The organism is Bacteroides sp. D2 (genome assembly GCF_025147085.1).
In the GTDB taxonomy this organism is placed as follows: domain Bacteria; phylum Bacteroidota; class Bacteroidia; order Bacteroidales; family Bacteroidaceae; genus Bacteroides.
Genome location: NZ_CP102261.1, coordinates 6,370,952 through 6,393,935, shown reverse-complemented (window position 1 = coordinate 6,393,935; position 22,984 = coordinate 6,370,952). Strand labels below are relative to the sequence as shown.

At 42.8% G+C, this 22,984-nt stretch carries 17 protein-coding genes and 1 tRNA gene; 3 read left to right on the top strand and 15 right to left on the bottom strand.

Annotated features, from left to right (window positions below):
• Positions 1-117: 117 nt before the first annotated feature.
• The 6 genes from NQ505_RS24225 to pheS all read right to left on the bottom strand — a co-directional run bounded on the left by NQ505_RS24225 (position 118) and on the right by pheS (position 6,641).
• On the bottom strand, positions 118-1,161 hold the full coding sequence (locus NQ505_RS24225) for a porin (RefSeq protein ID WP_008999818.1): 1,044 nt from the start codon (positions 1,159-1,161) through the stop codon (positions 118-120).
• A 10-nt stretch (positions 1,162-1,171) separates the two neighbouring features.
• Positions 1,172-2,140, bottom strand: a complete 969-nt coding sequence (locus NQ505_RS24220) for an ABC transporter substrate-binding protein (protein WP_008999819.1) — start codon at positions 2,138-2,140, stop codon at positions 1,172-1,174.
• 106 nt (positions 2,141-2,246) lie between these two features.
• Positions 2,247-3,506, bottom strand: a complete 1,260-nt coding sequence (locus NQ505_RS24215) for a phosphoglycerate kinase (protein ID WP_004300866.1) — start codon at positions 3,504-3,506, stop codon at positions 2,247-2,249.
• A gap of 93 nt (positions 3,507-3,599) precedes the next feature.
• Entirely contained in the window at positions 3,600-4,277 is a 678-nt protein-coding gene (nth, locus tag NQ505_RS24210; protein WP_004300865.1) for an endonuclease III, read from the bottom strand.
• A complete protein-coding gene (locus NQ505_RS24205; protein ID WP_008999820.1) occupies positions 4,274-5,473 on the bottom strand; it encodes an MFS transporter in 1,200 nt (399 codons plus the stop codon). The genes nth and NQ505_RS24205 overlap by 4 nt, the downstream gene beginning before the upstream one ends.
• Before the next feature lie 148 nt (positions 5,474-5,621).
• Positions 5,622-6,641: a phenylalanine--tRNA ligase subunit alpha gene (pheS, locus tag NQ505_RS24200; RefSeq protein ID WP_004300862.1), complete on the bottom strand. Its 1,020-nt coding sequence runs from the start codon at positions 6,639-6,641 to the stop codon at positions 5,622-5,624.
• Positions 6,642-6,761: 120 nt separating this feature from the next.
• Here pheS and NQ505_RS24195 point away from each other — a divergent pair, with 120 nt between their 5' ends.
• The 3 genes from NQ505_RS24195 (at position 6,762) to NQ505_RS24185 (ending at position 9,877) form a co-directional block, all read left to right on the top strand.
• Entirely contained in the window at positions 6,762-7,778 is a 1,017-nt protein-coding gene (locus tag NQ505_RS24195; protein WP_008999821.1) for an energy transducer TonB, read from the top strand.
• An 891-nt stretch (positions 7,779-8,669) separates the two neighbouring features.
• Positions 8,670-9,536, top strand: a complete 867-nt coding sequence (locus NQ505_RS24190; RefSeq protein WP_008648861.1) for a hypothetical protein — start codon at positions 8,670-8,672, stop codon at positions 9,534-9,536.
• Positions 9,537-9,664: 128 nt separating this feature from the next.
• Positions 9,665-9,877 (top strand): hypothetical protein, encoded by a 213-nt coding sequence (locus tag NQ505_RS24185; protein ID WP_004321504.1) that lies wholly within the window; start codon positions 9,665-9,667, stop codon positions 9,875-9,877.
• 73 nt (positions 9,878-9,950) lie between these two features.
• Here the strand turns inward: NQ505_RS24185 and NQ505_RS24180 are convergent, their stop codons facing one another.
• The 9 genes from NQ505_RS24180 to NQ505_RS24140 form a co-directional block, all read right to left on the bottom strand.
• On the bottom strand, positions 9,951-10,520 hold the full coding sequence (locus NQ505_RS24180) for a PepSY-associated TM helix domain-containing protein (RefSeq protein ID WP_008999822.1): 570 nt from the start codon (positions 10,518-10,520) through the stop codon (positions 9,951-9,953).
• Between the two features lie 21 nt (positions 10,521-10,541).
• Entirely contained in the window at positions 10,542-12,749 is a 2,208-nt protein-coding gene (locus tag NQ505_RS24175) for a S46 family peptidase (protein ID WP_008999823.1), read from the bottom strand.
• Positions 12,746-14,935, bottom strand: a complete 2,190-nt coding sequence (locus NQ505_RS24170; protein ID WP_008999824.1) for a zinc-dependent metalloprotease — start codon at positions 14,933-14,935, stop codon at positions 12,746-12,748. Before NQ505_RS24170 ends, NQ505_RS24175 begins: the two co-directional genes overlap by 4 nt.
• Positions 14,936-14,979: 44 nt before the next feature.
• Positions 14,980-16,545 (bottom strand): DUF6850 family outer membrane beta-barrel protein, encoded by a 1,566-nt coding sequence (locus NQ505_RS24165; protein ID WP_008999825.1) that lies wholly within the window; start codon positions 16,543-16,545, stop codon positions 14,980-14,982.
• A 93-nt stretch (positions 16,546-16,638) separates the two neighbouring features.
• A complete protein-coding gene (locus tag NQ505_RS24160) occupies positions 16,639-17,826 on the bottom strand; it encodes a DUF4876 domain-containing protein (RefSeq protein WP_004327000.1) in 1,188 nt (395 codons plus the stop codon).
• A gap of 8 nt (positions 17,827-17,834) precedes the next feature.
• Positions 17,835-20,813 (bottom strand): TonB-dependent receptor, encoded by a 2,979-nt coding sequence (locus NQ505_RS24155; RefSeq protein WP_083852331.1) that lies wholly within the window; start codon positions 20,811-20,813, stop codon positions 17,835-17,837.
• A gap of 23 nt (positions 20,814-20,836) precedes the next feature.
• The gene (locus NQ505_RS24150) at positions 20,837-21,907 is read right to left on the bottom strand and encodes a FecR family protein (protein WP_008999827.1); all 1,071 of its coding nucleotides are present in this window, start codon (positions 21,905-21,907) and stop codon (positions 20,837-20,839) included.
• Between the two features lie 79 nt (positions 21,908-21,986).
• A complete protein-coding gene (locus NQ505_RS24145) occupies positions 21,987-22,559 on the bottom strand; it encodes a sigma-70 family RNA polymerase sigma factor (RefSeq protein ID WP_004321495.1) in 573 nt (190 codons plus the stop codon).
• A 283-nt stretch (positions 22,560-22,842) separates the two neighbouring features.
• A tRNA-Ala gene (locus tag NQ505_RS24140) sits at positions 22,843-22,916 on the bottom strand.
• Positions 22,917-22,984 lie beyond the last annotated feature (68 nt).

Genomic DNA, 22,984 nt, shown 5'->3' with positions numbered 1-22,984 from the left:
TTCCAAAAGGAATATATTCCTTATTTATAATTTCATTCATAACCCTATGGGAATGAATGATAGTCTGTTCTCAACTATTACGCATTAATACTTAATACTTGACACTTAATACTTGAGTTAGAACCTCACCTGCACCTGTGCCTGTATCAGATTGGAATCTTTCTGTCCGTCTCCTTTTTTATCACAAAAGGTATATTGTGCCTGCAATCGACATCTGGGATAAAACCAGTATTGTACGCCTGCAATATAGTTATTTTGTTTGAAATCTGCACTCTTGTTCGGGTTGAAATAATCGTACGAAGCGATGAAATCGAAATTTCGTGCAAAGCGTACGCTTCCTGTTGCATAGAAACCTTCACTTTTCACACTTCGGTCTTTTCCGCCAAGATATTCCGTGCGCAGATTAAAAGTGGGAGTAGTGACAACACCTCCTGCACTCCAACGTTTCTTAGCGTAGTTTTCTCCCGCTTTGATTCCGGTATATTCCGAATCGGCTATGGCGTGCCCTGTTCCGCGGATGAACGAACCACCTACGGATAACCATTTCAGAGGATAAACCATTAAATTGCCGACCACATCTTTCTGGCTGTTTTTGTCTTTGGTATTCAATCCCTGCCCGTTCATTACGGCCACTTTATATTGCAGGAAGTCGCGAAAGACTTTCCCGTGAAGCATCATGCCAATATCCCGTCCGGAAGTCATTCCGTAACACTTATCGCTACCGCTTACTCCTGCCAGATAGCAGACAGACTGTGAATAGCAATTGATAAGTTCTACTGTAGTAGGAGACAATTCGTTTTCTATGGTATAAGGAACTTTAAATTCACCGATACGTGCCGTAAGTCCGGGAAGAAACTGATAATCAGTATATACTTCGAGTAGCATACCGCCATTATAGAAGTCATACATAAAGTCGCAAGTCCACCGTTTGGTGATCTTTCCATGTGCCATGAAAATAATTCGTTTGATGTCGAATGTATTGTCGGGATTCGCTGCATCATCGTATGTATATCCCAGCTGTGCATATCCGGAGAGACTAATCCGTTCTTTCAGTGTGTTGACAACCTGATTTAGTGGTGTTTGTTCTTGTGCAAGAAGTGCATTTTGTATACCTGTTATACATAATACAAAAGTGAAGAGATTGAGTAGTGTTTTTCGCATGAGTCAGTTGTTATTTGATTATGGTTGATACTGTGGGGATAAACGTAGTGTCAATCAGATTCTTTTCAGAGTAGGTTTGAGGTATTCGGTGGTTTTCTTTCAACCAGTGTATAGCCTTGTCTATCGCTTCAGCGGAGGGGCGTTTTGCTTTTTGATAACCGGGGAGGGCAACGAGTCCTGTCAGATTTTCGGGTACACCTATTTCTATCAATACTTGCTCCCATTCTTTCTGCGGGTGCATTTTTATGTAATCTACTCCCAGGTTATATCCTGTGATGAGTAGCTCGATTTCTTCTCTCTTCTCGTTGAGCGCTTTTCGTGAAAAAGCGGTAGCGGTGAAATCGATACCCAACTCTTGCGTACTTACCAATGAACGATGTTTACTGTTCATGGCGATGGATGCGGCAGGGTCGGGTAGGAAAGAGGCATCAATTTGATTGTACTGCAACATTTGCAGACGGAGAGGAAGCTGGCCGATTTCCGGCATGTTTATTTCCGTATGCTTGATTCCGGCTTTGCTTAATAGCTGGTCGGTGGCATATTCGATAACTGTGTTGCGCGACACGGCGATATTCTTTTCCTTGAGCTGTTCCAGTTGGTTGATGTTACTTTCTTTGGAGACAATGAAGCAGAAATAACCATCATTCTTCAGGATGAATCCTAAATCAGTATGATGAATAGCTTGTAATGCTACCGCACTGGGATAGTCAGTAATCATGCCATCCATTTTCCGGGTTTGGAAAGCCGCGTCCCGGTCGTTGGCAGAGTTGAATGAAAGAATGGTCAAATCCAGTCCTAATGAGTCGTAAATGCCTTGCGTTTTGGCTATATGAAAAGGAAGTCCGTCCAGTGTAGGCATCATGCCCAGGGTAAGTGGTTGCAGTTCGGGTAGAGGTAAAAAAGAGCTCTCTCCTTTCTTTCTCTGACAAGAGTAAAGGAAGAAAAGGATGAACCAAAAGAATAGTATCGGTCTTTTCATACCTCGTTTTTATAAATAAGAGGAATTCTGTTTTTATAAATAAGGGCAACTCTTTTCACAAAGAACTGCCCTTCTAATAATTAACTATGTGAATTTAACAATTATCTTATTCTTGAATAGCAGCGATACCCGGAAGAACTTTTCCTTCGATTGCTTCGAGCAATGCGCCACCACCAGTTGAAACATAAGATACACCGCTAGCCAAACCAAACTTGTTAACACAAGCTACAGAGTCGCCACCACCAACAAGTGAGAATGCGCCGTTCTTAGTTGCTTCAACGATTGCTTCACCTACTGCACGTGAGCCGTGAGTGAAGTTGTCGAATTCGAATACGCCTGTAGGACCGTTCCAAAGAATAGTCTTAGATTCTTTGATAACGTTAGCGAAGATTTCTTCAGTCTTAGGACCGATATCAAGACCTTCCCATCCGTCAGGAATTTCGTCAACAGCACAGAATTTAGTATTTGCATCGTTAGAGAATGCGTCAGCAATCTTAGCGTCAACAGCCAATACCAGGTTTACACCTTTTTCTTTTGCTTTCTTCATCAAATCCAAAGCCAGGTCAAGTTTGTCGTCCTCACAGATAGAGATACCGATTTTACCCCCCATTGCTTTAGTAAATGTATAAGTCATACCACCGGCGATGATAAGGTTGTCTACCTTGCTCAACAGGTTTTCGATGATTTCGATTTTAGAAGAAACTTTAGAACCGCCCATGATAGCAGTGAACGGACGTTTGATATCGTTCAATACTTTATCAACAGCTTTCACTTCTTTTTCCATCAAGTAACCGAACATCTTGTTGTTTACATCGAAATATTTAGCGATCAATGCTGTAGAAGCGTGTGCACGGTGAGCAGTACCGAATGCGTCGTTTACGTAGCAGTCAGCGTAAGAAGCCAATTTCTTGGTAAATTCTTTCTGGCTTTCTTTTACTGCTTTCTTAGCAGCAGCTTTTTCTTCGTCAGTTGCATCTTCTGCCAAACCTCTAGGTTTGCCTTCTTCTTCAGCGTAGAAACGAAGGTTTTCGAGCAACAGCACTTCTCCCGGTTGCAGAGCAGCAGCTTTTACAGCAGCTTCTTCGCCCATGCAGTCGTTAGCGAACTGAACCTCAACGCCCAGCAATTCAGACAGATGCTTGATGATATGTTTCAAAGAGAATTTATCGGCAACGCCTTTCGGACGGCCCAGGTGAGAGCCAATGATGATGCTTCCGCCGTCTGCCAGAATCTTCTTCAAAGTAGGAAGAGCTGCACGCATACGAGTGTCATCTGTAATGTTGAAGTTTTCGTCCAGGGGTACATTGAAGTCCACGCGAACAAATGCCTTTTTACCGGCAAAATTGAATTTGTCAATTGTCTGCATAATACTCTATTTTTATTTAAAAGTGTTTTTAAAATTCTTCTTTTAGAACGACCGCAAAGTTACTATTTATTTCGGTTCCTTGCTATTAAATCGTTATTTATTCTTGGCTTTTGGTTCCTCTTTTGTAACTTTATAGGTGTTACAGAAATATTTGCACATCATTTGCAAACCACAGGTGTCACATTTGGGAGTACGTGCCTGACAAACGTAACGGCCGTGCAGGATGAGCCAGTGATGGGCAATCGGTATGAGCTTTTCCGGAATATTCTTCACCAGTTCTTTTTCCACGCTGAACGGGGTGGTGCAACTGTCGGGCACCAGTCCGATACGGTGGCTGACACGGAACACGTGTGTATCTACCGCCATTGCCGCTTTTTTGAATACAACCGACTGGATCACATTGGCAGTCTTTCTTCCTACGCCGGGCAACTTTATCAGATCTTCCAAATTATCCGGCACCTCGCTATTGAAGTCATTCACCAGCATCTTTGCCATACCGACCAGATGTTTGGCTTTGTTGTTGGGATAAGACACGCTTCGTATATATTCGAAAATCACTTCCGGCGTAGTGGCAGCCAATGCTTCCGGAGTCGGAAAATCTTTATACAAAGGAGGAGTGATGATATTCACCCGTTTGTCCGTACATTGTGCAGAAAGAATAACAGCGATCAGCAACTCATACGGATTGTTGTAATGCAGTTCGGTTTCGGCTACAGGTATGTTGTCCTGAAACCAGGCGATTACTTTCTCATAACGTTCTTTCTTTCTCATCGTAGCTTGTTTTTATGGTAATGAGGCGTCACTTTTAGTCTGAAATAGAGGGCGGAAACTACCGTCAGGCAGGCTCCGAAAAGATAGGCCTTATCAAATGTACTTATTTCTGCGATATATCCTCCCGTCAGCATACCGATACCGATTCCTACATCCCAGGAAGTGAGGTAGGTGGAAGTCGCTGTTCCCCGCTGACTGTTGGGGGCGAGGTTGACAAACAGCGTGTTAAATGCCGGAAACATAATTCCAAACCCGACACCCATTAATAATGCGATGCCAAAAAACAGCAGGGTACAGGCTGTATCATTCCATTGAATCAGATATACACAAGTTGAAAGCAGGAAGAAGCTGAAAACAACCAGGTATAATCCGGCAGCTATTACTTGCGTTATTTTTCCGCGATCCACCAGTTTTCCTGAAAAGATACGCGAGATGGCCATACCGATTGCCATAAAGGTGAAGAAGAATCCGGTTTGTGTGTTCAATCCTATTTGGCGGGCGTACATGGCGACATAGTTGGTAGTCATTCCGTAAGGGATGGAAAGTAATAGCAGACTAAGTCCGGCAGGCAGTCCTTTCATCAGGATAAAGCGGTCGAGCGAGATCGGCTCTCGTTTCACAGGAGGCTTGTAGGGCGTTTTAACCAGACTTGCGCATAGAAAACCTAAAATACAGGAACCGAATGCATAACAGAATATCGTAGCAAAAGAAACTCCCGCATCATGCAGAAACAGTCCGAACATCGGTCCGATGGACATGGCTGTATTGTTGGTAAGTCCGTAATAACCTAAGCCTTCCCCTCGCCGGGAAGATGGCATAATATCTATTACTACCGTGTTTCCGCCTACTGTGACCATTCCGAAAGAGACGCCGTGAATGATTCGGAATATAATAAATAAGGTAAGGGAACCGGCAATTAAATATCCGCCGAACATCATCATAAAGATGAAGTAAGCAAACAGATAAAGAGGTTTCCGGGCAAACGTGTCGAGCAGATAGCCGGAAAATGGACGGATACAGAGAGCTGCCACCGTGTAGCAGGAGAGGACAATGCCGATAGTGGAATTTCCAGCCTGGAAGAATTCGGATAAATAGAACGGCAAAACAGGAATCAGCAACCAGAAACCGAAGTATAGCAGGAAGTTGGCTGCCAAGATGAAACAATAACTGGAAGTAATGAGTCTATCCTTTGCCATAATGAATGATCGTTCAATCGACCGATTCGCATTGATTGGAAACCAACGCCGTTGGCCTGATTGGTCTGTTGATGAATATGCCAATGTCCCGATCACCGTCCGACGGTTTCATTGGGAACATTGGCATACTGGTAAATTTAGCACATTATTAATATGCCGCTTCGAATTCTTTTAGGAAGCGTGTATCGTTTTCAGAGAACATACGGAGGTCTTTCACCTGATATTTCAGGTTTGTGATACGCTCGATACCCATACCGAGGGCATAACCGCTGTATATTTTGCTGTCTATACCATTTGATTCAAGTACGTTCGGGTCTACCATACCGCAACCGAGGATTTCTACCCAGCCGGTGTGTTTACAGAACGGACATCCTTTACCGCCGCAGATATTACAGCTGATATCCATTTCCGCACTTGGTTCGGTAAACGGGAAGTAAGACGGACGCAGACGGATCTTTGTATCAGCACCGAACATTTCTTTGGCGAAGAGCAGCAATACCTGCTTCAAGTCGGTGAATGATACGTTTTTATCTACATACAGCGCTTCTACCTGATGGAAGAAACAGTGTGCGCGATAGCTGATAGCTTCGTTACGATATACACGTCCCGGACAGATGATGCGGATAGGAGGCTGTGAAGTTTCCATCACACGAGTCTGTACAGAAGAAGTATGTGTACGCAATACTACGTCCGGGTGAGCTTCGATAAAGAAAGTGTCCTGCATATCGCGTGCCGGATGGTCTTCGGCAAAGTTCAGTGCCGAGAACACGTGCCAGTCATCTTCAATTTCCGGACCTTCGGCAATGCTGAATCCCAGACGGGCAAAGATATCAATGATTTCGTTCTTTACAATGGTGAGCGGGTGGCGTGTACCGAGTTCTACAGGATAAGCCGAACGCGTCAAATCCAGTCCGTCACAATCGTTGTCCTGACTTTCAAACATTTCTTTCAGCGCGTTGATTTTGTCCTGCGCTTTTGTTTTCAGTTCATTCAGTCTCATGCCGACTTCTTTTTTCTGTTCGGCAGCTACATTACGGAAATCTGCCATTAAGTCGTTAATGGCTCCCTTCTTACTTAGGTATTTGATGCGGAGAGCTTCGAGTTCTTCGGCATTGGAGGCGTGTAAGGCTTCCACCTCTTTCAGAAGTTGTTCAATCTTAGCTATCATATTTTCGATGTATTGTTATTCAGTTTCTTAGTAAAAACCGTGCAAAGATATAATTTTATCACGAACCATCGAAATAATTTGTATCTTTGTTGCCGATATGTACCGAAAATCCGGCAACTTATGAAAAAGATTGTTTTCTGTCTTCTGCTTTTAACCTTTTCTTTTCGCCTTGCGGCCCAGATTGACTATTTGGAGCCGGTGAAACCTTTTTCCACTTATACAGGCGAGTTAGGCGAATATTATCGTAGTGTGTTTTCTTTACTTAATACGGGCTTCCAGAAACAGCCTTATGCGCGTTTTGCGGCTATCCCTTCCTTTTCGCCGGAGTATGCAATGTCGGTAGAGAAGAGGAACGGACGTTATATGCTGGTTTCGAACACATTATCGCGTACTTATTGGCAGGCAGAGAAGGGGACGGTGACGGTGGATACTAAATCGGTTGCCATTAGTGCTTCCTTATATCAGTCTTTAGGGGCTATCTTTCGTTTGGTGACAGAGCAGGTACAGGATTTGGACGGTTCTACGGCTGGTTTGGATGGAATTGTTTATTTTTTCTCTTCTACGGATGCTAAAGGTAAAGAGCAGATGGGACGTAAATGGTCGCCGGAAAAGGGAACGTTGATGGAACGTCTCGTGTTGGTTTGTCAGTCGGCTTATATGTTATCCCGAGGGGAAAATATTTCTGAACAGACGTTGGCAGTGGAGGCTGCTGCTTTATTAAAAGCATTGCAACAGCGCACCAAGGAAGAGCCGGATGCTTATAAGCGGCCGATGTATATCGGAATTTATCCGGTGGGTCCCCGTTCAAAGACACTTTCCGGAAGACAGGTGGAGGAACCTGCTCATTTCTCTGCGATGACTCCGGAAGAATATATTGCCAGTGAAATGGTTTATCCGTCAGGGCTTTTGGAGAAGAATGTTTCGGGTTATGCTTTATGTGAGTTTACTATTGATAAAGAAGGGGTTATCCTTCGTCCTCATATTCTACGTTCCACTCATCCGGAATTTGCAGAGGAGGCTCTCCGCATTGTCAAAGGAATGCCGAAATGGTCACCTGCATTGGTGGGAGGAAAGCCGGCGGATAGTAATTACACTCTTTATGTTCCTTTCCGTCCGCAACTCTATCGGAATAAATAAGCAACTTTGCATCTAAAGTCCGATTAATAAAAAAGAAATATTGCATTTATAAGTTGAACTTATACTCTCTCTAATAAATAAAAAAAATAAATTTGCTGTCATCTGTCACAGATTGTAGCTTAACTGTTTGATTATGAAAAGTTAATGGCGTGACAGCAGCATGGTGACAGCACTGTGACGGCAATAATGCTGTCACTGCAAAGCTAAGAAGAGATAAACGCACTGCAAAGACGGTATGGTAGAGATGCATACCCAAATCAAGTAAAAATCACAGATGAAGTTTCATTGCCTGAATAGTATTAACCACAGGCAGATAAGCTATTTTATTTATTACCCCTGTGCTTATGGGGTGGGATCTGCCTTGTAACCGATAGTTTCAAGGCTTGAAACTATTTGTTCATCGGTGCGAAACTAAAGTTTTCATCGCCTTGAAACTTTAGTTTCTCTTGCTTGGAACTATTAGTTTCTTACTGATGAAACTATAGTTTCACGCTGATGGAACTTTTGTTTCTCACCGATGAAACTATTCCCCCATGTAGTTGTTTACTTATTTGTCTTATATAAAATTCTATTGTAACTAAAAAGCTTGTCATTTATTATCTTTCTTTTCAGAAAAAAGAAGTATATTTGCAATCAAGGACCGGACCTTTGACAGCCGGACTTGTATTTATAGGACATTTAATTTATTAGTAGGAAAGTCGCATTTTCGAATAGATGATAAATCAAATGTCCGTGCCAAGCTTATATCCCTATCGATATATAAGTTCTGGTGCGGGCATACTGTATTTTTCATCTATGGGTATGCGACTACCTCTACTAGGAAATACATGTATCGTTCGCACCTTTTTTTATATCTGGTTGCGACGCATACATCTAAAAATAAAACGAGGTATGACAACAAAACAATGGATTGGTATTGAAGAAGCGGCAACCAAGTATCAGGTATCTACCAGACGTATTATTACTTGGTGTAAAAGGCAAGAGATTATTTATTCAGAAGTCGGCGATTATCTAATGCTTGATGAAAACAGTCTGACGGATTGTCTTGAACGAAATATCCGGTTCAGTCTTTCCGAAGAAGAACACAAACGCCGGATGGATGAGAAGATGAAGGAAAATGAAGAGGAATTTTTTCTACTTCAATCACTGAAAGAGTTGACCCCATTGATCCGGTTAATAATAAAGGAGCTTGCCGGAATGATAAGGAATGATGAAAGACGGCAACTATTTCTTTATACCGTTTTACAAGGAAATATTAAGGATTTTAGTGTCCGGAAACGCATGAAATATCGTCAAGCGCAGAAAGCATTTGAGGGACTTGTACAGGAAATAAAATCTCAAGCGGGATTCCTTAGGACTTATAAGGAAGAAAATATCCGCCTTAGAGCAACAGTACGGGCGTATGAAATGAAATCCCGCCAAAATGGCTTTGATAATGATATGTTCATGAGAGAGGCGGAAGAAACGAATCCGGAAATTTTTATTCCCGAAGATATAAAAGCGGCAAAGGCTTTACTTGATACTCCTATCACAGAATTGAAATTCGATATTCGGTCGCAGCGGATCATTTCTGAAGCTGATATAAAAACACTTCGGGAACTGCTACAAATCACTTCTCAATATGGGTTTAGGAAGTTGCGTGATATGTTACGGAATTTCGGGCTGGTTTCACAAAAGAAAGTGGAAAAACGCTTGAAAGAGCTGAATGTACTGGACGTTGCCGGCAACTGCAATTTATATAGGTATCTGGATGAATGACACAGATTGGGCTGGAGTGTTTCTTTGATAGTATAATAACATGGCTGATTTCTTCAAAAATCATTAAAATAGAAAACTTTTCTTCGTTTGTATTGTCTTATAGCCATAAACTTTTAAAACGAAAACTTATGGATGATATGATTAACAGGCATGATTCGATAGCCGAGGAAAATATCGAGCCGAATGGTCGTCCGGCTAAGGACCAGTTTGAAGAATGGAGCGGCGAGGTTGCCGACCGTGCCGATGACGTATTCAAGAATGACAAGAAAGACGGTCCTATTAAAAACCGTGAGAAACGTATAAAAGAAATGGACGAAGTGATTAAAAAGGACCTTGAATAAAGGTCCTTTTTTGTTTTCTGCGATACGGAAAGATAGTACGGAAAGATGCATACGGATGAATAAAAATAAGAAATTATGCTATCATCCAGTAAATCAATATAGGTATTAAAATTCCTATTATCGTTAGAATTCCGCCGATACCCCACAATCCCTTTTTCCCGGGAACGATCAGTAACCCGGTGATGAGCAAAATAAACATGAGTAAGAGGAATGCATCTGAGGTTATTGTCCATAAAGAACCCGGATTGCGATGTAGCTTATTCAATGCGGTTAGGAAAGCGGGACGATGCATTTCTTTAATAAATGCTTGCTGGCTGGTTGCATCCAACTTGATTACCAATTGTTCTTTGCCAAAGATGGTTAGTTTGTTTTTACTGAGGCTGAAACGGTTATACAGGTCGGGATTGCATGAGAGATCGGAGATAATCTTTCGTGCATCGGCTTCTGTAAAATCGTCTTTATTGGCAGGGAGCTGGAATATATAGTCCACCGTACGTTCCTTTTTCTGATTCATGAATGTAAATTCTTTCCGGTGGTTGAGCAGGAAGCCGGAAAGGAGATAGACAAACAGGATGCCTGCACAAATGAAAGATACATAACGGTGCGTTAAACGTAAGTATTTTAGTGTTTTGGGAGATAACATTTTTATATAGAATTTACTAAGTTAGTGAATGTCCAATTCGTTTAATATGTATTGGGAATGTGAGTATTGCTCCAAAGTCCATAATACATAGCGGATATCTACTGCGATGTTACGGCTTTTCTCATTGCCTGCAGTTTCGTAGTCGGAACTAAGTCCCTGCCAGATACGGTCGAAGTTGATACCCACCACTTCTCCTTTGGCATTCAATACCGGACTGCCCGAACTACCAGAAGTGGTATGTGCATCTGTCAGGAAACAACAGGTGGGTGTCACTTTCTGGCTAAAGTAGTTACTGGGTTGGCGGTGTTCGATGAGTTTGACGAAACGTGCCGGCAGATTGAAGTCCTTGTTTCCGGCATAAAGGCGATGGCGGCTGAGCATTCCGTCAACAGTTGTAAATGGAGTATAGATGACTCCTTCGCTGGGAACGGCTGCCTTTACTTTTCCCGTAGAATAACGCAGGGTGCGGTTGGCGTCAAATGCAATTTGTGTCCCCTTGTTCTTTTCAGCGTATGCTTGCAGATACAAAGAGTAGAGTTTCATGTTTTTATTCTGATACGCTTGTTTCAAACGGTTTATTTTTTCTACATACACCAGATAGAAACCGAGTGACAACTGATACAGCCCATCTTGTGACAGTGCAGCTGTTCCTTGTGTCGGTACACTGTCCAGAAGTGCGAGCATACTTTCTTGATTACGCAGGGGGGAATGATCGTACAGGCTGTCTATATAGGCAGAAAGATGTTGAGGGTAATGCTTTTCTACCTTTTTCAATGCTGTGGAGTAGAAAATAGAATCTACGTGATCCAGATAATAAGCCAACATCTTTTTCATGATATATTTGTCGTCTTCAGGTCTGAAATCACGATAGAATGCTACGGTAAGCGGTTTCAGTTTGCGGATTTCTCCTTTCATGGCAGTCTTTACATTCTTGCTTTTTCTTTGTTCCATTTGCACCAGTTTTTCAAATTTTCCGGCAAAAGGGATGACGTTGGCACCGTAAAGTGCGACTTCGCGAAACATCTGGTCTGTGAAGTTCAGTTGGGTAAGACGCTGGTAGTTTGCTTTCATATCATCGAGCAATGTTGCCCCGTAGCGTTGCGTACGGGTGTCATCAGACAGAATCCATTCTGTCATCGCCTGTTCCTCCTGCTGTTTCCGGGCAATGATGCCGGATTCTTTCACACCACTGATCTCACCAATTGATTTTAGATAGACATTAGCAGCGCTTCCGGCCTTAATGTTATAGTAGGAATAAAGCGAGTCGGCAGCCGTTTCTTTACGTTGTGTGTAGAAGTCGAGCTTGATTTTGGCAATATCTGCTTCTGCTTGCGTGTCTTTGAATACAATTTTCTCAAGGGCGAATGAAGGGACATATTGCCTTGTTTGTGCAGGATATCCGGCAACCATCACAAAATCATCGGGTTTCACTCCTTTGGTAGAGATAGACAAATGAGCGTCGGGTTGATAGGGGCGGTTCTGCTTGTTGTAGGCTGCCGGTTGGTTTTTATCGTTGGCATAAACGCGCAAGATGGCGAAATCGGCGGAGTAACGGGGCCATTGCCAGTTGTCTGTGTCGCCTCCGAATTTCCCTATCGAGATGGGGGGAGCGGCTACGATACGCACATCCTTGAAGCTGCGGAAGACAGCCAGGATGTATTGTCTGCCACCAAATAAGGAGTAGATTTTTCCTTCTACACCGCGACCTTTGGCTTGGGATTTGACAATTTTATTCCCGTTCTCGTTGATCTTTTGGGTAAGTGCCTGATCGGTAAGATTCCCGGTATCTTGTGTGATTTCCGTCGTTACGTCTTTGATAGTGATTAATTGATTGACCTGTAAATTCGGAAGATAAGTCTCTTCGCTGCGTTGGGTAGCCCAGCAGCCATGCTTCACGTAATCGTGGTTTGCATCGGAGATATGTTCGAGATAACGTGCGACACAGTGGAAATTGGTCAATACCAGTCCTTCACCGGAGATGAAAGAGGCACTGGCAGAGGGAGAAAATGTACTGTTGTCATAACTTAATGAAAGGATAGCATTCGACAAGCACGACTGGTTGATGTCGTAAATGTCTTTTTCACTAAGACGCAATCCCTGTTTTTTCATTGCCTGATGTACTTTTCCTTGTATTTGAGTAGGTAGCCAGAAGCCTCCATCGGCATGCACGGGTTGTATGCACAACAGGCAGAGGAGGTAGAAGGCGGAAATAATGGTAGTTAGCTTCATTGTATTTTGTTTTTTAAATAATTATTCCAGGTAGAAGGATTAGTTGTTAACTGTTCGCGGATGCGGGTAAGATGCTCGCTGACCGTCGGGGAGAAGAGTACACTGAAAGAGGAGGTACGTGCTTCTGTTAGCAATGATTGCAAGGTCTGGAGATAGCTTTCCTGCAAATGTCGTGTGAATATGTCCGGTGTCTTGTCCGTAAAAAGATAGTTGGCAGAGACTTCCAGATAATGGGCGTAGGTAAATCCTGCTGGTGTTTCGTTCGAAGAGATTCGTTCGGCAATGATTCTGCCAAACATCTTTTCAATAATTGTCTTTTGTGCTTTTATGATGGCTTCGGTTGGGTTGCCGGCATATTTGCATACGGCATCCGTCCGTAGGAAGTTGTATCCGCCAAGCAGTTCTTTCCAAAGAAATTCGACAGCTTTTCCGGATACTTCATCGGAGAAACCAATAAAAGGAATCACACGTTCCAGATGGTCGAAATAGGCTTGCTGCAAATCGGTATAGGTGGCGGGCATCTCCTCAAACGGGTTATCTGTCAGACGTTTTTTGTTCCATTCCGGCAATTGCGTCAATATTTGTTGAAGGTTGCGGATTCCGTAGGTTGCCGATGCGACAGGGTCGTTGCCGAGATCGGAGGTTTGAACGGTAGGATCAGTGGGGATGGTGCTCGGTGCCATGCGTCCGCAATGATACATGGGGTCGTTTTGTTTTTCATCTATCCATCCGGCTACAGTTCGGGTGTTCTCGCGGGAGAGATAGGCGTATCCGATACGGATGGCGTATCGGTCGTACACTCCCAACAGGGGAGGTAATACGTAACGGACGCCGTCTCCCGGTTGGGCGACATAATTGAACCGGGCATAATCCATGATGGACGGGGTGGTGCCGTAACGTTCTGTAAATTCCGGACGACGCAGGTCTTCTGTATTATAGGCATACGAGGCTTTGAAATTATGTTCCAGTCCGAGGCAGTGACCTATCTCATGGGCGGCGGCGTAACGGATTAATTGTGCCGTTATGTCATCCGGTAGTGTTTTCGTGCGTGCCGCAGGATGGTAGGCTGATGTTTGCAGGAAATACCATTTGCGTAGCAAGGCTATGACATTACTGTGAAACAACACATCTGCTTGCAGAATTTCTCCTGAACGCGGGTCTACCCAGTGTTTCCCCATTGCGTTCGGGAAATCGCTGACTACATATCGGAAACAGTTGAAACGTATATCGTTCGGATCGAACTCCGGTCCGGCTTCGGCGTATGTCTTTGCTTGCATAACTTCTTTAAAGCCAATTTCTTCGAATGCTTTGTTCCAATCCAGTATTCCTTTGCGTATGGCTTTTTTCCAAAGAGGAGGGAAGGCATCGTCTATATAAAAAACGATGGGTTGTTGAGGCTTCACTTGTTTGCCTTGCAAATAACTGCGTACATCTTTAGGAGAGGGGACAATCCGGAAGCGGGTGATGTAGTTTTCCGCTGCGATTGAGGGAGTATCGAAGTAGAATTTCCGTTTAGGGATATTGTCATATCCTACCCGGGCATCGTGTATACGTGGTTGCATAGGTTGCTCAGGCAGTAGTAACAGCGATTTCCGTATGGTAGTGAGGAAAGGTTGGGTGGTTCCTTCAAAACCATACTGTACGCTGACTTCCAGGTTCTTTTCGTGGACGTCTACCTGAAGTATTTTATTGAGTTGGGGCAGGGAGCGTCCTGGTGACGTTTTCCCTCCAAAAGGGTCTACACCTTCTATGGGCTCACTAAGAAATTTGCTCCAGTTTACAACAATCGAGCTGTCTGTCTCCTGTTCTATTTTCCAGGATTCCGCTATGGGAGTGATAGCATTGCGCGCATAGGCTGGATACGAGAGATGAGTTGTGTCCTCGCATAAGTTCTTGGAGTCGGGACGTAACAGATATAACTGTTCTTTGTCATATTTCAAACGTATCCATACCGGATCATAAAGTCGCTGGCCTGCATAAAGTTTAACTTTATTATTGGGAGAACTGACGGTCATCACACGGGCTGCTAACAGAAAATCCCGGTTTATCAACCGTTTGGGTATTTCTACAAAACATCCTTTGGTGTTTTGCCGGATGTGAAACATGGGGGCAGAGTTACCCCAAAGGAGGGTGGGAAAGAGCAGCAGGAGTAGCAACCGAAGTTTGTTATTGGCAATTCTCATCATGATTGGTGTAAATTATCAGGTTGGTTTTTGTGGGGTGAGGAAGGTTAATGGTACAATCCGAGACTTATTCCGAACATTTTGGAATCGGTTTTCTTGTCGGTCTTCAGATATGCTCCTGTGGCTTTGACGAACCACACGTTGGTGTGTTTCTTTATAGTTACAGGCATTTGATATTGTATTTGCAGTTTTCCGTGCGCATACGATGCTCCATAATAGGTCATGTCGGGTAAAAGCACACTTTGGGCGTATTCTGTGGACGGATCGTTGAGTGACAGGTCCGATGATAGCGAAATGTGATATCCGGCTTCTGCTTCTATCCATAATGAACGGTTGTTTTTGCGCAGGAATGAATATCCGCCTTCCATGCAGATAGTTGCCTGGCGGACTGTAAGTGATGAAGACGGAAGATTGTATTGATCTTCTACCGATTGGAAATAGGCGCGTGCACCTGCGTAGGCTGTGGTTTCTCCGGTGTGATGATTACTCCACAACAGGCGGTAGTGCAGATTGGCATTGAGTAAATCGACAGTGTAACGTTCGTCATACGTGAGAAGTGTGTTCCAGTAGGAGGATTCGATACCTGTTACCGGATCTTTTTCTATTATTTTTTCCTGGCGGTATTCGTCGGCTTTTCCTGTCTGATAGTTAATGGAAATGTCGATGATGTGTTCTGTGCGTCCGGATTTGATCCGGTTCATAGAAAGCAGGTTGTAGGTGGTGGTGTGATATTTTCCCGGTGAATATTTGATGTCTCCCCATACGTCTTCGTTGCCTTTGGCGTATGAAAGGGTGGTAAGTGTTTGAATCCGTTCGTTTTTATATTGATAAGACAATTCACCGCCAAATTCATGGTTGACGAATTCACGTTCAAAACCGGAGTAACCACCAGTGGTACCATCAGCATTTTCCATTCCGGTGAAGGTGTAGTATTTGAGGTTCGGATCGGTTTGTACGGTGGTGATGTTGGGGATTTTTTCTTTTCTGCGATGGTAATAACCGCTAAGACCCAGCGAGTGTTTGTTCCACGTGTAGGTGACGGCAGGAGTCAGTTGATAGTCTGCCAGATTGGTGCGTGAACGGGGGTCTTTCAGTCGGGAAAGATCTCCTACTTTATAATCCAGCCGTGCGCCGAAAGTGAAGTTTTTGATAGGCAGAGTGGCTAATGCTGCCGAGAGGTCGAAATTCTGGAAGTCGTACTTTCCTTTGATGGAGCTTCCTGAAAAGTAAGGATTGGAGTGGTGGCTACGCAATACGTCGCTCCATGAACGGTTGAATTGCCGTCCCATGTCAAAGGTAAAACGCCCGTATCCGTAGAGATATTTTCCAATTTTTTGGTATCGTTCCGAAGTGAACAATAATTTGTTTTGCTCATCACCGTCCTGAACCCGATAGTGTGTACCTTGCTGATGAGAGAATTCGAAATAACTGATTCCCCGGTTGGTCAGCGTATCCAAAGAGAGCCCGGCAGGATTCAGGGTACGTCTCCATAACTGGGTAGCATCGGCGTACTCGTATTTTTCTTTTGTCTGTAATTCGATATCTTGGGCATGTATGCACAGTGCAGTTACCATCAGACCGGTAAAGAGTATATATCGATGGTTCATCATCATTTCTGAATTGGTTTAATTATTTCGTGAAGTAGTTGAAGAGAGACTGTACCGGAAGGTTATATGTTCTTGGGGCACAGTCTCTTTTGTTTTCTATTATTTGTATTCCCTCGGTTTAATTTCAGCTGATACGGCAAAATCATTACTGCTGTTATTGGTATCAGCAAGAATGGTGCGCCCGTTTTCTGTCTTGGCTGTTTTGCGGTAGACTACTTCTCCGGTATATCCGGTGGTAGCCTCCGTGTATTGATAGCCTGCATCAATGTAGTTGTAAAGACGTTTGGAATTTTTATCTACTCCCGTACTTTTGTTTTTCAAACATTCTACACCATCCATTATGTATTTTACAGGGGTTTTGACAAACTTGCTTCCTTTATCTTTACCGTCAACGTATACAGTTTCCCATGAGGTTACATCTTCATCCGTACTGAATAATACAACAGAACAGGGACCACCTTGTACCAGATTCATATTACTGATTGTGGGAAATGTTGTATATATCAGTTCTACAGCCGGGGTTGCAGGATTGTTGGTTGTTTTCCCTTGCGTATCTTTAGCTTCAAAGTCGGCTTTGGATAAATCTACTTCATTATTTCCTGTATGGTCAATGGCACTATTGGCAACGATTATCGAGGCTCCCGGTGCAACTTCTGTGACTCCATTAGATGGGAAACGGTAAATCTGCTTTAGGTAAATATATTCCGGTGTGGAGCCAAGCGTATATGCAGGAGTACTTTCCGACTCTACCAGTCCGAAATAAAGTCCGGCTATATCAACAGTTTGGTCCGAGTTATTAAAGAACTCAATGTACTTTCCTGCCAGATAATTTTTATTATTGTTGTCTTTGGTTCCTGCATAGTAAACTTTGCTGATAACAATTGATTGTTTGGCAGAAATACTTGTTTGAAGTTCGATGGTTGTTGACGAGCCGACAGTATATTTCAATAGACTGCCGGAAATCACATAATTTTCATTTTGCGGATCGTTGCCTGTCATTTCTTCATATTCTTCTGCAGTGATTTCGCAGGAAGTAGAGATGTCATACAAATCGGGAATCACTCCTTCGAAAGTGGCTATACCTTTTTCGTTTGTAATGGCGGTGTATTTACCCATTGTAACAGTGTGCCCTGTATATAGAATGTCGGACTTGAATCCTTCGGGCATGGATACTTTCACTTGTACGGTCAATGCTTGTGTGGCATTGTCGTCAGAGGAACATGCAGCCATGATAACTGTGACAGCCGCAAACATCATTTTTGTAATAAAAGAAATTGTTCTATTCATATTGTGATTTATAAATTAAAGAATAATTCGACACCAAAACTGAAATTACCTGTATTACGCTGTACTAGCGTGTTGGAGGTAGAGTTTTTGAGAAAAGGTTCGTAAAAGAGTATGTTGTTGGCATAGAATGAAATGCCGCCTATATTGCCCAGCTCCTTGGTGAGGCGTCCCGCCATTAACCATGTAATAGGGGCTTTGCTTGGCACATTGTCTTTAGGATTCTTGCGTTGGCTTTTCAATGATACTCCTTTTATTTTGTAGTTCTCATCTGCCAGCATATCTGCTGTTATTTCATGATAAGAGAGGTCTGTGTCTATCCATCCGATAGGGTCCATCGGAGGATTGTTGCTCTTGGAATAATTGTACCAGATGGCTTGTGTTGAGAACGAAGCTACCATACGCAGTGCCGGGATATTGGTCACAATCCGCAGAGTGTTCGTAAAGCGGCGGTAAGTGCTATAGTTTAGCCCGGATGGATATACAATTTTGAATGGAATGGTATTGGTTACCTGATATTCAGTAGGTAGATCGGTAGGATTGCTACTGTTGATGTCTGTAGAGTAAGTCTTGGATTCCATATATGCTCCTGACAGATAGAATGAAGTGTGCAGTGCCGGAATCTCGCCGAAGTCAAAGTCCATTTCTATCCCTTTATTGATAGAGACATTCGTGTTTCCTATTTTACCGGTCGTACTGAGTACAAGGTCCGTGCGTTCTGGATTATCCCAATCTATTTTTGTGGCTTGTCCAGGAGTGATAATCAGTCCTTTTTCCGCAGAATAATAGTTGGCTGTATACGTAAAATATTCTGTGGCCGATCCGAATCCGTTAGCGGTTTTATCATGATAACCGATGAGGCTTAATTTATGCTTGTCCGATAACTTTATGTCGAACCCTGCCTCCCATTTGCGATTGGTCGCATTCTTCAATCCTTTAGTTCGTTGCACGTTGTACACTTGGGTGTGGTACATTAATATTTGTCCGACTTTGTCGTCTTGAGGCATATAGTTGGCAGCTACACGGTCGATGTACTTTTTGTCGGGATAGAGATAATCCAAACCGGGAGTTTTTGAGTTGAGTCCGAATCCTCCACGGATATTCAGCCATTTGTTGACGGAGAATGAAGCATTTACACGAGGAGAGAAAGAAAAGGTTGCTTCATCCGCCCACGGCTGTAAAGTGGTGAAACGTCCGCCTAACTGTATTTTCAGAAATCTGTTTTCTGATATATCCCAACGGAAGTTATCTTCTATGTAAGCGGCCATCTGATGGATGCTCGGAATATCGGAGAAAGGACGGGGACGTCCGTTACTGTTGGGTTGCAATGGGTAACGGTCGTCATCATTATAATATCCGCGGGCATTATTCCAGTCGTAGTGGTATTCCACTCCCATTTTGAAGTTCTGATATGTTTTCTTTGATTTTACGAAGAACGTGTTGCTGACTTTGGCATATACATTTCCGGGACGGCTAAGGGAACCTCCGCTTGCCTGATAGGAGCTTTGCTCGAAAGGCACATTATAATACCCTGTTTCTGTGGCAGTAAGTATCGGTAGCAACCCGGACGAATTGGCAACAATGGCGCTCTTTTCCATCTCTGTTTGAGTATAGCTGACACCTAATGTGTAATTAACAGTACGTGAGAATGGTTTATTAATTGATAGTTTGCCATTATGGCTTAATGAGAACAGCTGGTTGCGATTCTTTTGAAAAGTGCCGTCGTCGATGGCATCCGGGTCTTTTCCATTCCAGTCTTTGCCCATCATGTAACGTACCTTTGTGTCTGTATGCCAGATACGTGAAAAATCTTTGCTGTATCCCAAGCTAAAGGTGTAACGGTCGAATGACTTTGTTTTCTGGCGTGGATCTCCCCATGCTTGTGCATAGTCGAGATTGAAATTCAGGATACCGGCATCTTTGTTTAAACGCAATCCTTTACCGAGCGAGTAATTCATTGTTCCGGGATTTATCTTTCCCTTGATCTGCCAGGGAGTTTGTCCGATTTTGGAATGAACAACTACAAGTCCGGAGGTTAAATCACCGTATTCGGCAGAAGGAATACCACGGATTATTTCTACGGATTCAATATCGTCCGCACTAATTTGGCGTAAGTCTGTTCCGACAAATGCGGTACTTGAAAATCCTCCTTGCGATAGTGTACCATTGTTGGACATGGGAACTCCGTCCATTATGATACTCGAACCGAAGGCATTGGTGTTATTGTTAACAAGAGTACGGAGCTGTACATTGGAACGGGATGTCAGATCTGTATTTTTCATTAAGTGCCCCGGTATGAGTTGCATCACATCATCAAGGCTCATAGCCTGTAAATGGTCTATCGCTTGTCTGCCTATAATGGAGCTGGTAGATTCTCCGGCCGCATTTTGTTTTGCTACCACTACTACCTCTTTCAAAGCTAACGAAGTGGGAGCCATGCGGATCGTCAGATCCAGGTTTTGTTCAACGTTGATTTCCCGTTGCACAGTCTCGAAGCCTACATACGAAATATTTAATATGTATTTTCCTGTGGGGACGTTTTTTAGTACTGCCTTTCCCTCCATGTCGGTTGCGGCATAAGCTCCTAGCGGATTGAGAACGCAGGTTGCCATTGGTAGCGGCTGTTTGTTTCCCCTTTCCAATAACAGGATATGGATGTCATGAGTGGTGGTTTGCTTTTGAGCAGGATAGAGTAGAATAACGGATTCATTGATTTCGTACGTCAGTCCTATTTGCTTGCAAAGGTTGTTGAGTAAAGTGCTCAATGATGTCCCTTGCGGATAATTGAGTGTTACAGTCTGTTGGCTATTAATATTCTTCTCTTCATAGACAAAATGTACATTAGCAGCTTGCCGAATCTGGGTCAGTGCGGTACGTACCGGGATATTCCGTACTGATATGACCACATTTTGGTTTTGTGCCGATACATTGGCGGCAAACAGGATAATGGCTACTGTTTGCATCATCCGGATTAAAAGATATTTTTTCATATTTGAACAACGCTTTTTCCTGTTTAATATTGGGGACGGTTCTCTGTTATCTCAATAACATTTCCCTTCTGTCTGAAGTGTACATTAGAAACTTTGGATAATATATCTACTGCTTTTTGTAATGGTTGGTCGCGGAAGATGACTCCTGCAAACTTTCGTTCACGCAATTGCGGGTCGGTAAAGGTCATGTTGACGTTATACCAGCGCGAAAGTTGTTGCACAATAGTTTCCAGTGACGTATCGGTATATTCGTATATACCGTTTGCCCAGGAAGTATATTCCTGTACCTGAACTGTTTGTGTATTAATTGTTTTTGATTGTATGACAGCTTGTTCACCGGGTGAAAGAGATTTTTGTTCTGTCCCTTTCTTTTCCTCGCAGTATACTTTTACGGCTCCTTCTTCCAGGGTTACGGTAGTTTGATTCTTCTCGTAAGTATTGACATTAAACCGTGTTCCTACTACTTCTACTATACCGTACGGGGTATGTACAATGAAAGGATGGAGCGTGTCTTTGGCAACTTCAAAGAGAGCTTCTCCTGTGAGGTAGACTTCTCTTTTATTACCGGTAAAAGAAACGGGATAAGTAAGGCGGCTTTCGGCATTGGCGTGTACACGTGTACCGTCTGAAAGCACGAGTTTATATTCTCCTCCTCTGGGTACATTTAAAATATGCTTTCCTGCATTCTTTTGTATACTCGTTTGAGTGTCGTATCTTAATTCTTTTTCTGTATTTTGAGCAACTTGCATGCCGTTTGCATTAAATATGGATTTATCTTGCGACAGCAGGTCGTAAGATTCTCCGTTATTTACAAACAGGGTTGCTTTCTGTTCCCCTCTGTGTGCAAATAGAGATTGGTCATATTCTGTGAGTGTGTAAAAACTGAAAGCTGCTATTAACAGGCAGGCAGCGGCAGTGCTGCTCCAATAGGTGTACATTCGTATCCGTTTACGGTGGCGGATGCGTTGCTGGATTGATTCCCATGCTTGTGCTTCATCGCATTGTGCCGCAAATTCATTTACCCGTTTCAACCGGTACCAGTTGAGCAAAGTAATCAGATTTTTCTCCGTTTTATTATGATCTTCTTGATTCATCTTTTCTCTCGTTTTATTATATGATCCGGAATTGTGTAAAATGGGTGTCAAAAACGAGAGACTTTTTTTCTTGGAAGATTTATGATAGGTTTATCAAAAATAAAGATACTAGAAGTAATTTCTCGTTTTTACGCAGTTTCTTCATCGCTCTGGCAAGATAAGTCTTTAATGTATTGACGCTGATATGCAGTTCACTGGCTACTGCTTTATAGCTTTTGTTTTCAATAACGACACCATAGAGTGCTTTCTTTTCTTGTTCGGGCAATGCTGCTAAAGCTTTTTCCAACTCCTTTTCTTTTTGTTCACGTTCATTCTCTTCAAGGCTTTCACATATATATAGGTATTCTTCTTCGTTGAGAAGAATATCGCTGGAGTCTATCTTTTCTCGTTTTTCAATGAATTTCAGTGATGCATTGCGAATACAGAGATAGGCATATCCTTTCAGATTGTCAGTAATGGTTTTATAGAGCTTCTTTTCCCAAAATGAAATAAAAAAACTTTGAACGATATCTTCGGATTCGGAAAAGTCATCCGTAATCTGTACTGCATACATACATAAACGGATATAGTAACGCTGAAAGAAAAGGTTGAAGGCCCTCTCTTTATCCGTACTGAATAGACTTACTAATTCTTTATCCGTTAAATGATTCATTTTTATAATAGAATTATGCAATGCAAAATAACATAAAAATCTTAAGATATAATACTTCTTGTTTATGTTTTTATGATAAAACGTCATTGAAATACCTATTTGTAGGTATTCGATATCTTTTTGAAAGTGTAGATGTTCAGTCGGAAATGCAGCTGTAAGGCCGGAAACATGGGAGATTTAGGCGTTTTTTTCTATGAGTTTTTCTTTTGAAGGGAATAGAGGGATGGAATAGTTATAAAAAAAGAAAAAAGAGTTCTGTTTTAGAACCCTTCTGCGATGTTTGTGGAGCGTATCGGACTCGAACCGATCACCTTAACACTGCCAGTGTTACGCTCTAGCCAGATGAGCTAACGCCCCTTTTTTGTCTTATATGATAACGTTTGTAAACGAATCTTTTTTGTTGCCGCAAATATAATGCATTATTC

Excerpts from the sequence above, each read along its gene's own strand:
- NQ505_RS24225 (WP_008999818.1), bottom strand. The coding sequence starts at position 1,161 with ATGCGAAAAACACTACTCAATCTCTTCACTTTTGTATTATGTATAACA.
- NQ505_RS24220 (WP_008999819.1), bottom strand. The coding sequence starts at position 2,140 with ATGAAAAGACCGATACTATTCTTTTGGTTCATCCTTTTCTTCCTTTAC.
- NQ505_RS24215 (WP_004300866.1), bottom strand. The coding sequence starts at position 3,506 with ATGCAGACAATTGACAAATTCAATTTTGCCGGTAAAAAGGCATTTGTT.
- nth (WP_004300865.1), bottom strand. The coding sequence starts at position 4,277 with ATGAGAAAGAAAGAACGTTATGAGAAAGTAATCGCCTGGTTTCAGGAC.
- NQ505_RS24205 (WP_008999820.1), bottom strand. The coding sequence starts at position 5,473 with ATGGCAAAGGATAGACTCATTACTTCCAGTTATTGTTTCATCTTGGCA.
- pheS (WP_004300862.1), bottom strand. The coding sequence starts at position 6,641 with ATGATAGCTAAGATTGAACAACTTCTGAAAGAGGTGGAAGCCTTACAC.
- NQ505_RS24195 (WP_008999821.1), top strand. The coding sequence starts at position 6,762 with ATGAAAAAGATTGTTTTCTGTCTTCTGCTTTTAACCTTTTCTTTTCGC.
- NQ505_RS24190 (WP_008648861.1), top strand. The coding sequence starts at position 8,670 with ATGACAACAAAACAATGGATTGGTATTGAAGAAGCGGCAACCAAGTAT.
- NQ505_RS24185 (WP_004321504.1), top strand. The coding sequence starts at position 9,665 with ATGGATGATATGATTAACAGGCATGATTCGATAGCCGAGGAAAATATC.
- NQ505_RS24180 (WP_008999822.1), bottom strand. The coding sequence starts at position 10,520 with ATGTTATCTCCCAAAACACTAAAATACTTACGTTTAACGCACCGTTAT.
- NQ505_RS24175 (WP_008999823.1), bottom strand. The coding sequence starts at position 12,749 with ATGAAGCTAACTACCATTATTTCCGCCTTCTACCTCCTCTGCCTGTTG.
- NQ505_RS24170 (WP_008999824.1), bottom strand. The coding sequence starts at position 14,935 with ATGATGAGAATTGCCAATAACAAACTTCGGTTGCTACTCCTGCTGCTC.
- NQ505_RS24165 (WP_008999825.1), bottom strand. The coding sequence starts at position 16,545 with ATGATGATGAACCATCGATATATACTCTTTACCGGTCTGATGGTAACT.
- NQ505_RS24160 (WP_004327000.1), bottom strand. The coding sequence starts at position 17,826 with ATGAATAGAACAATTTCTTTTATTACAAAAATGATGTTTGCGGCTGTC.
- NQ505_RS24155 (WP_083852331.1), bottom strand. The coding sequence starts at position 20,813 with ATGAAAAAATATCTTTTAATCCGGATGATGCAAACAGTAGCCATTATC.
- NQ505_RS24150 (WP_008999827.1), bottom strand. The coding sequence starts at position 21,907 with ATGAATCAAGAAGATCATAATAAAACGGAGAAAAATCTGATTACTTTG.
- NQ505_RS24145 (WP_004321495.1), bottom strand. The coding sequence starts at position 22,559 with ATGAATCATTTAACGGATAAAGAATTAGTAAGTCTATTCAGTACGGAT.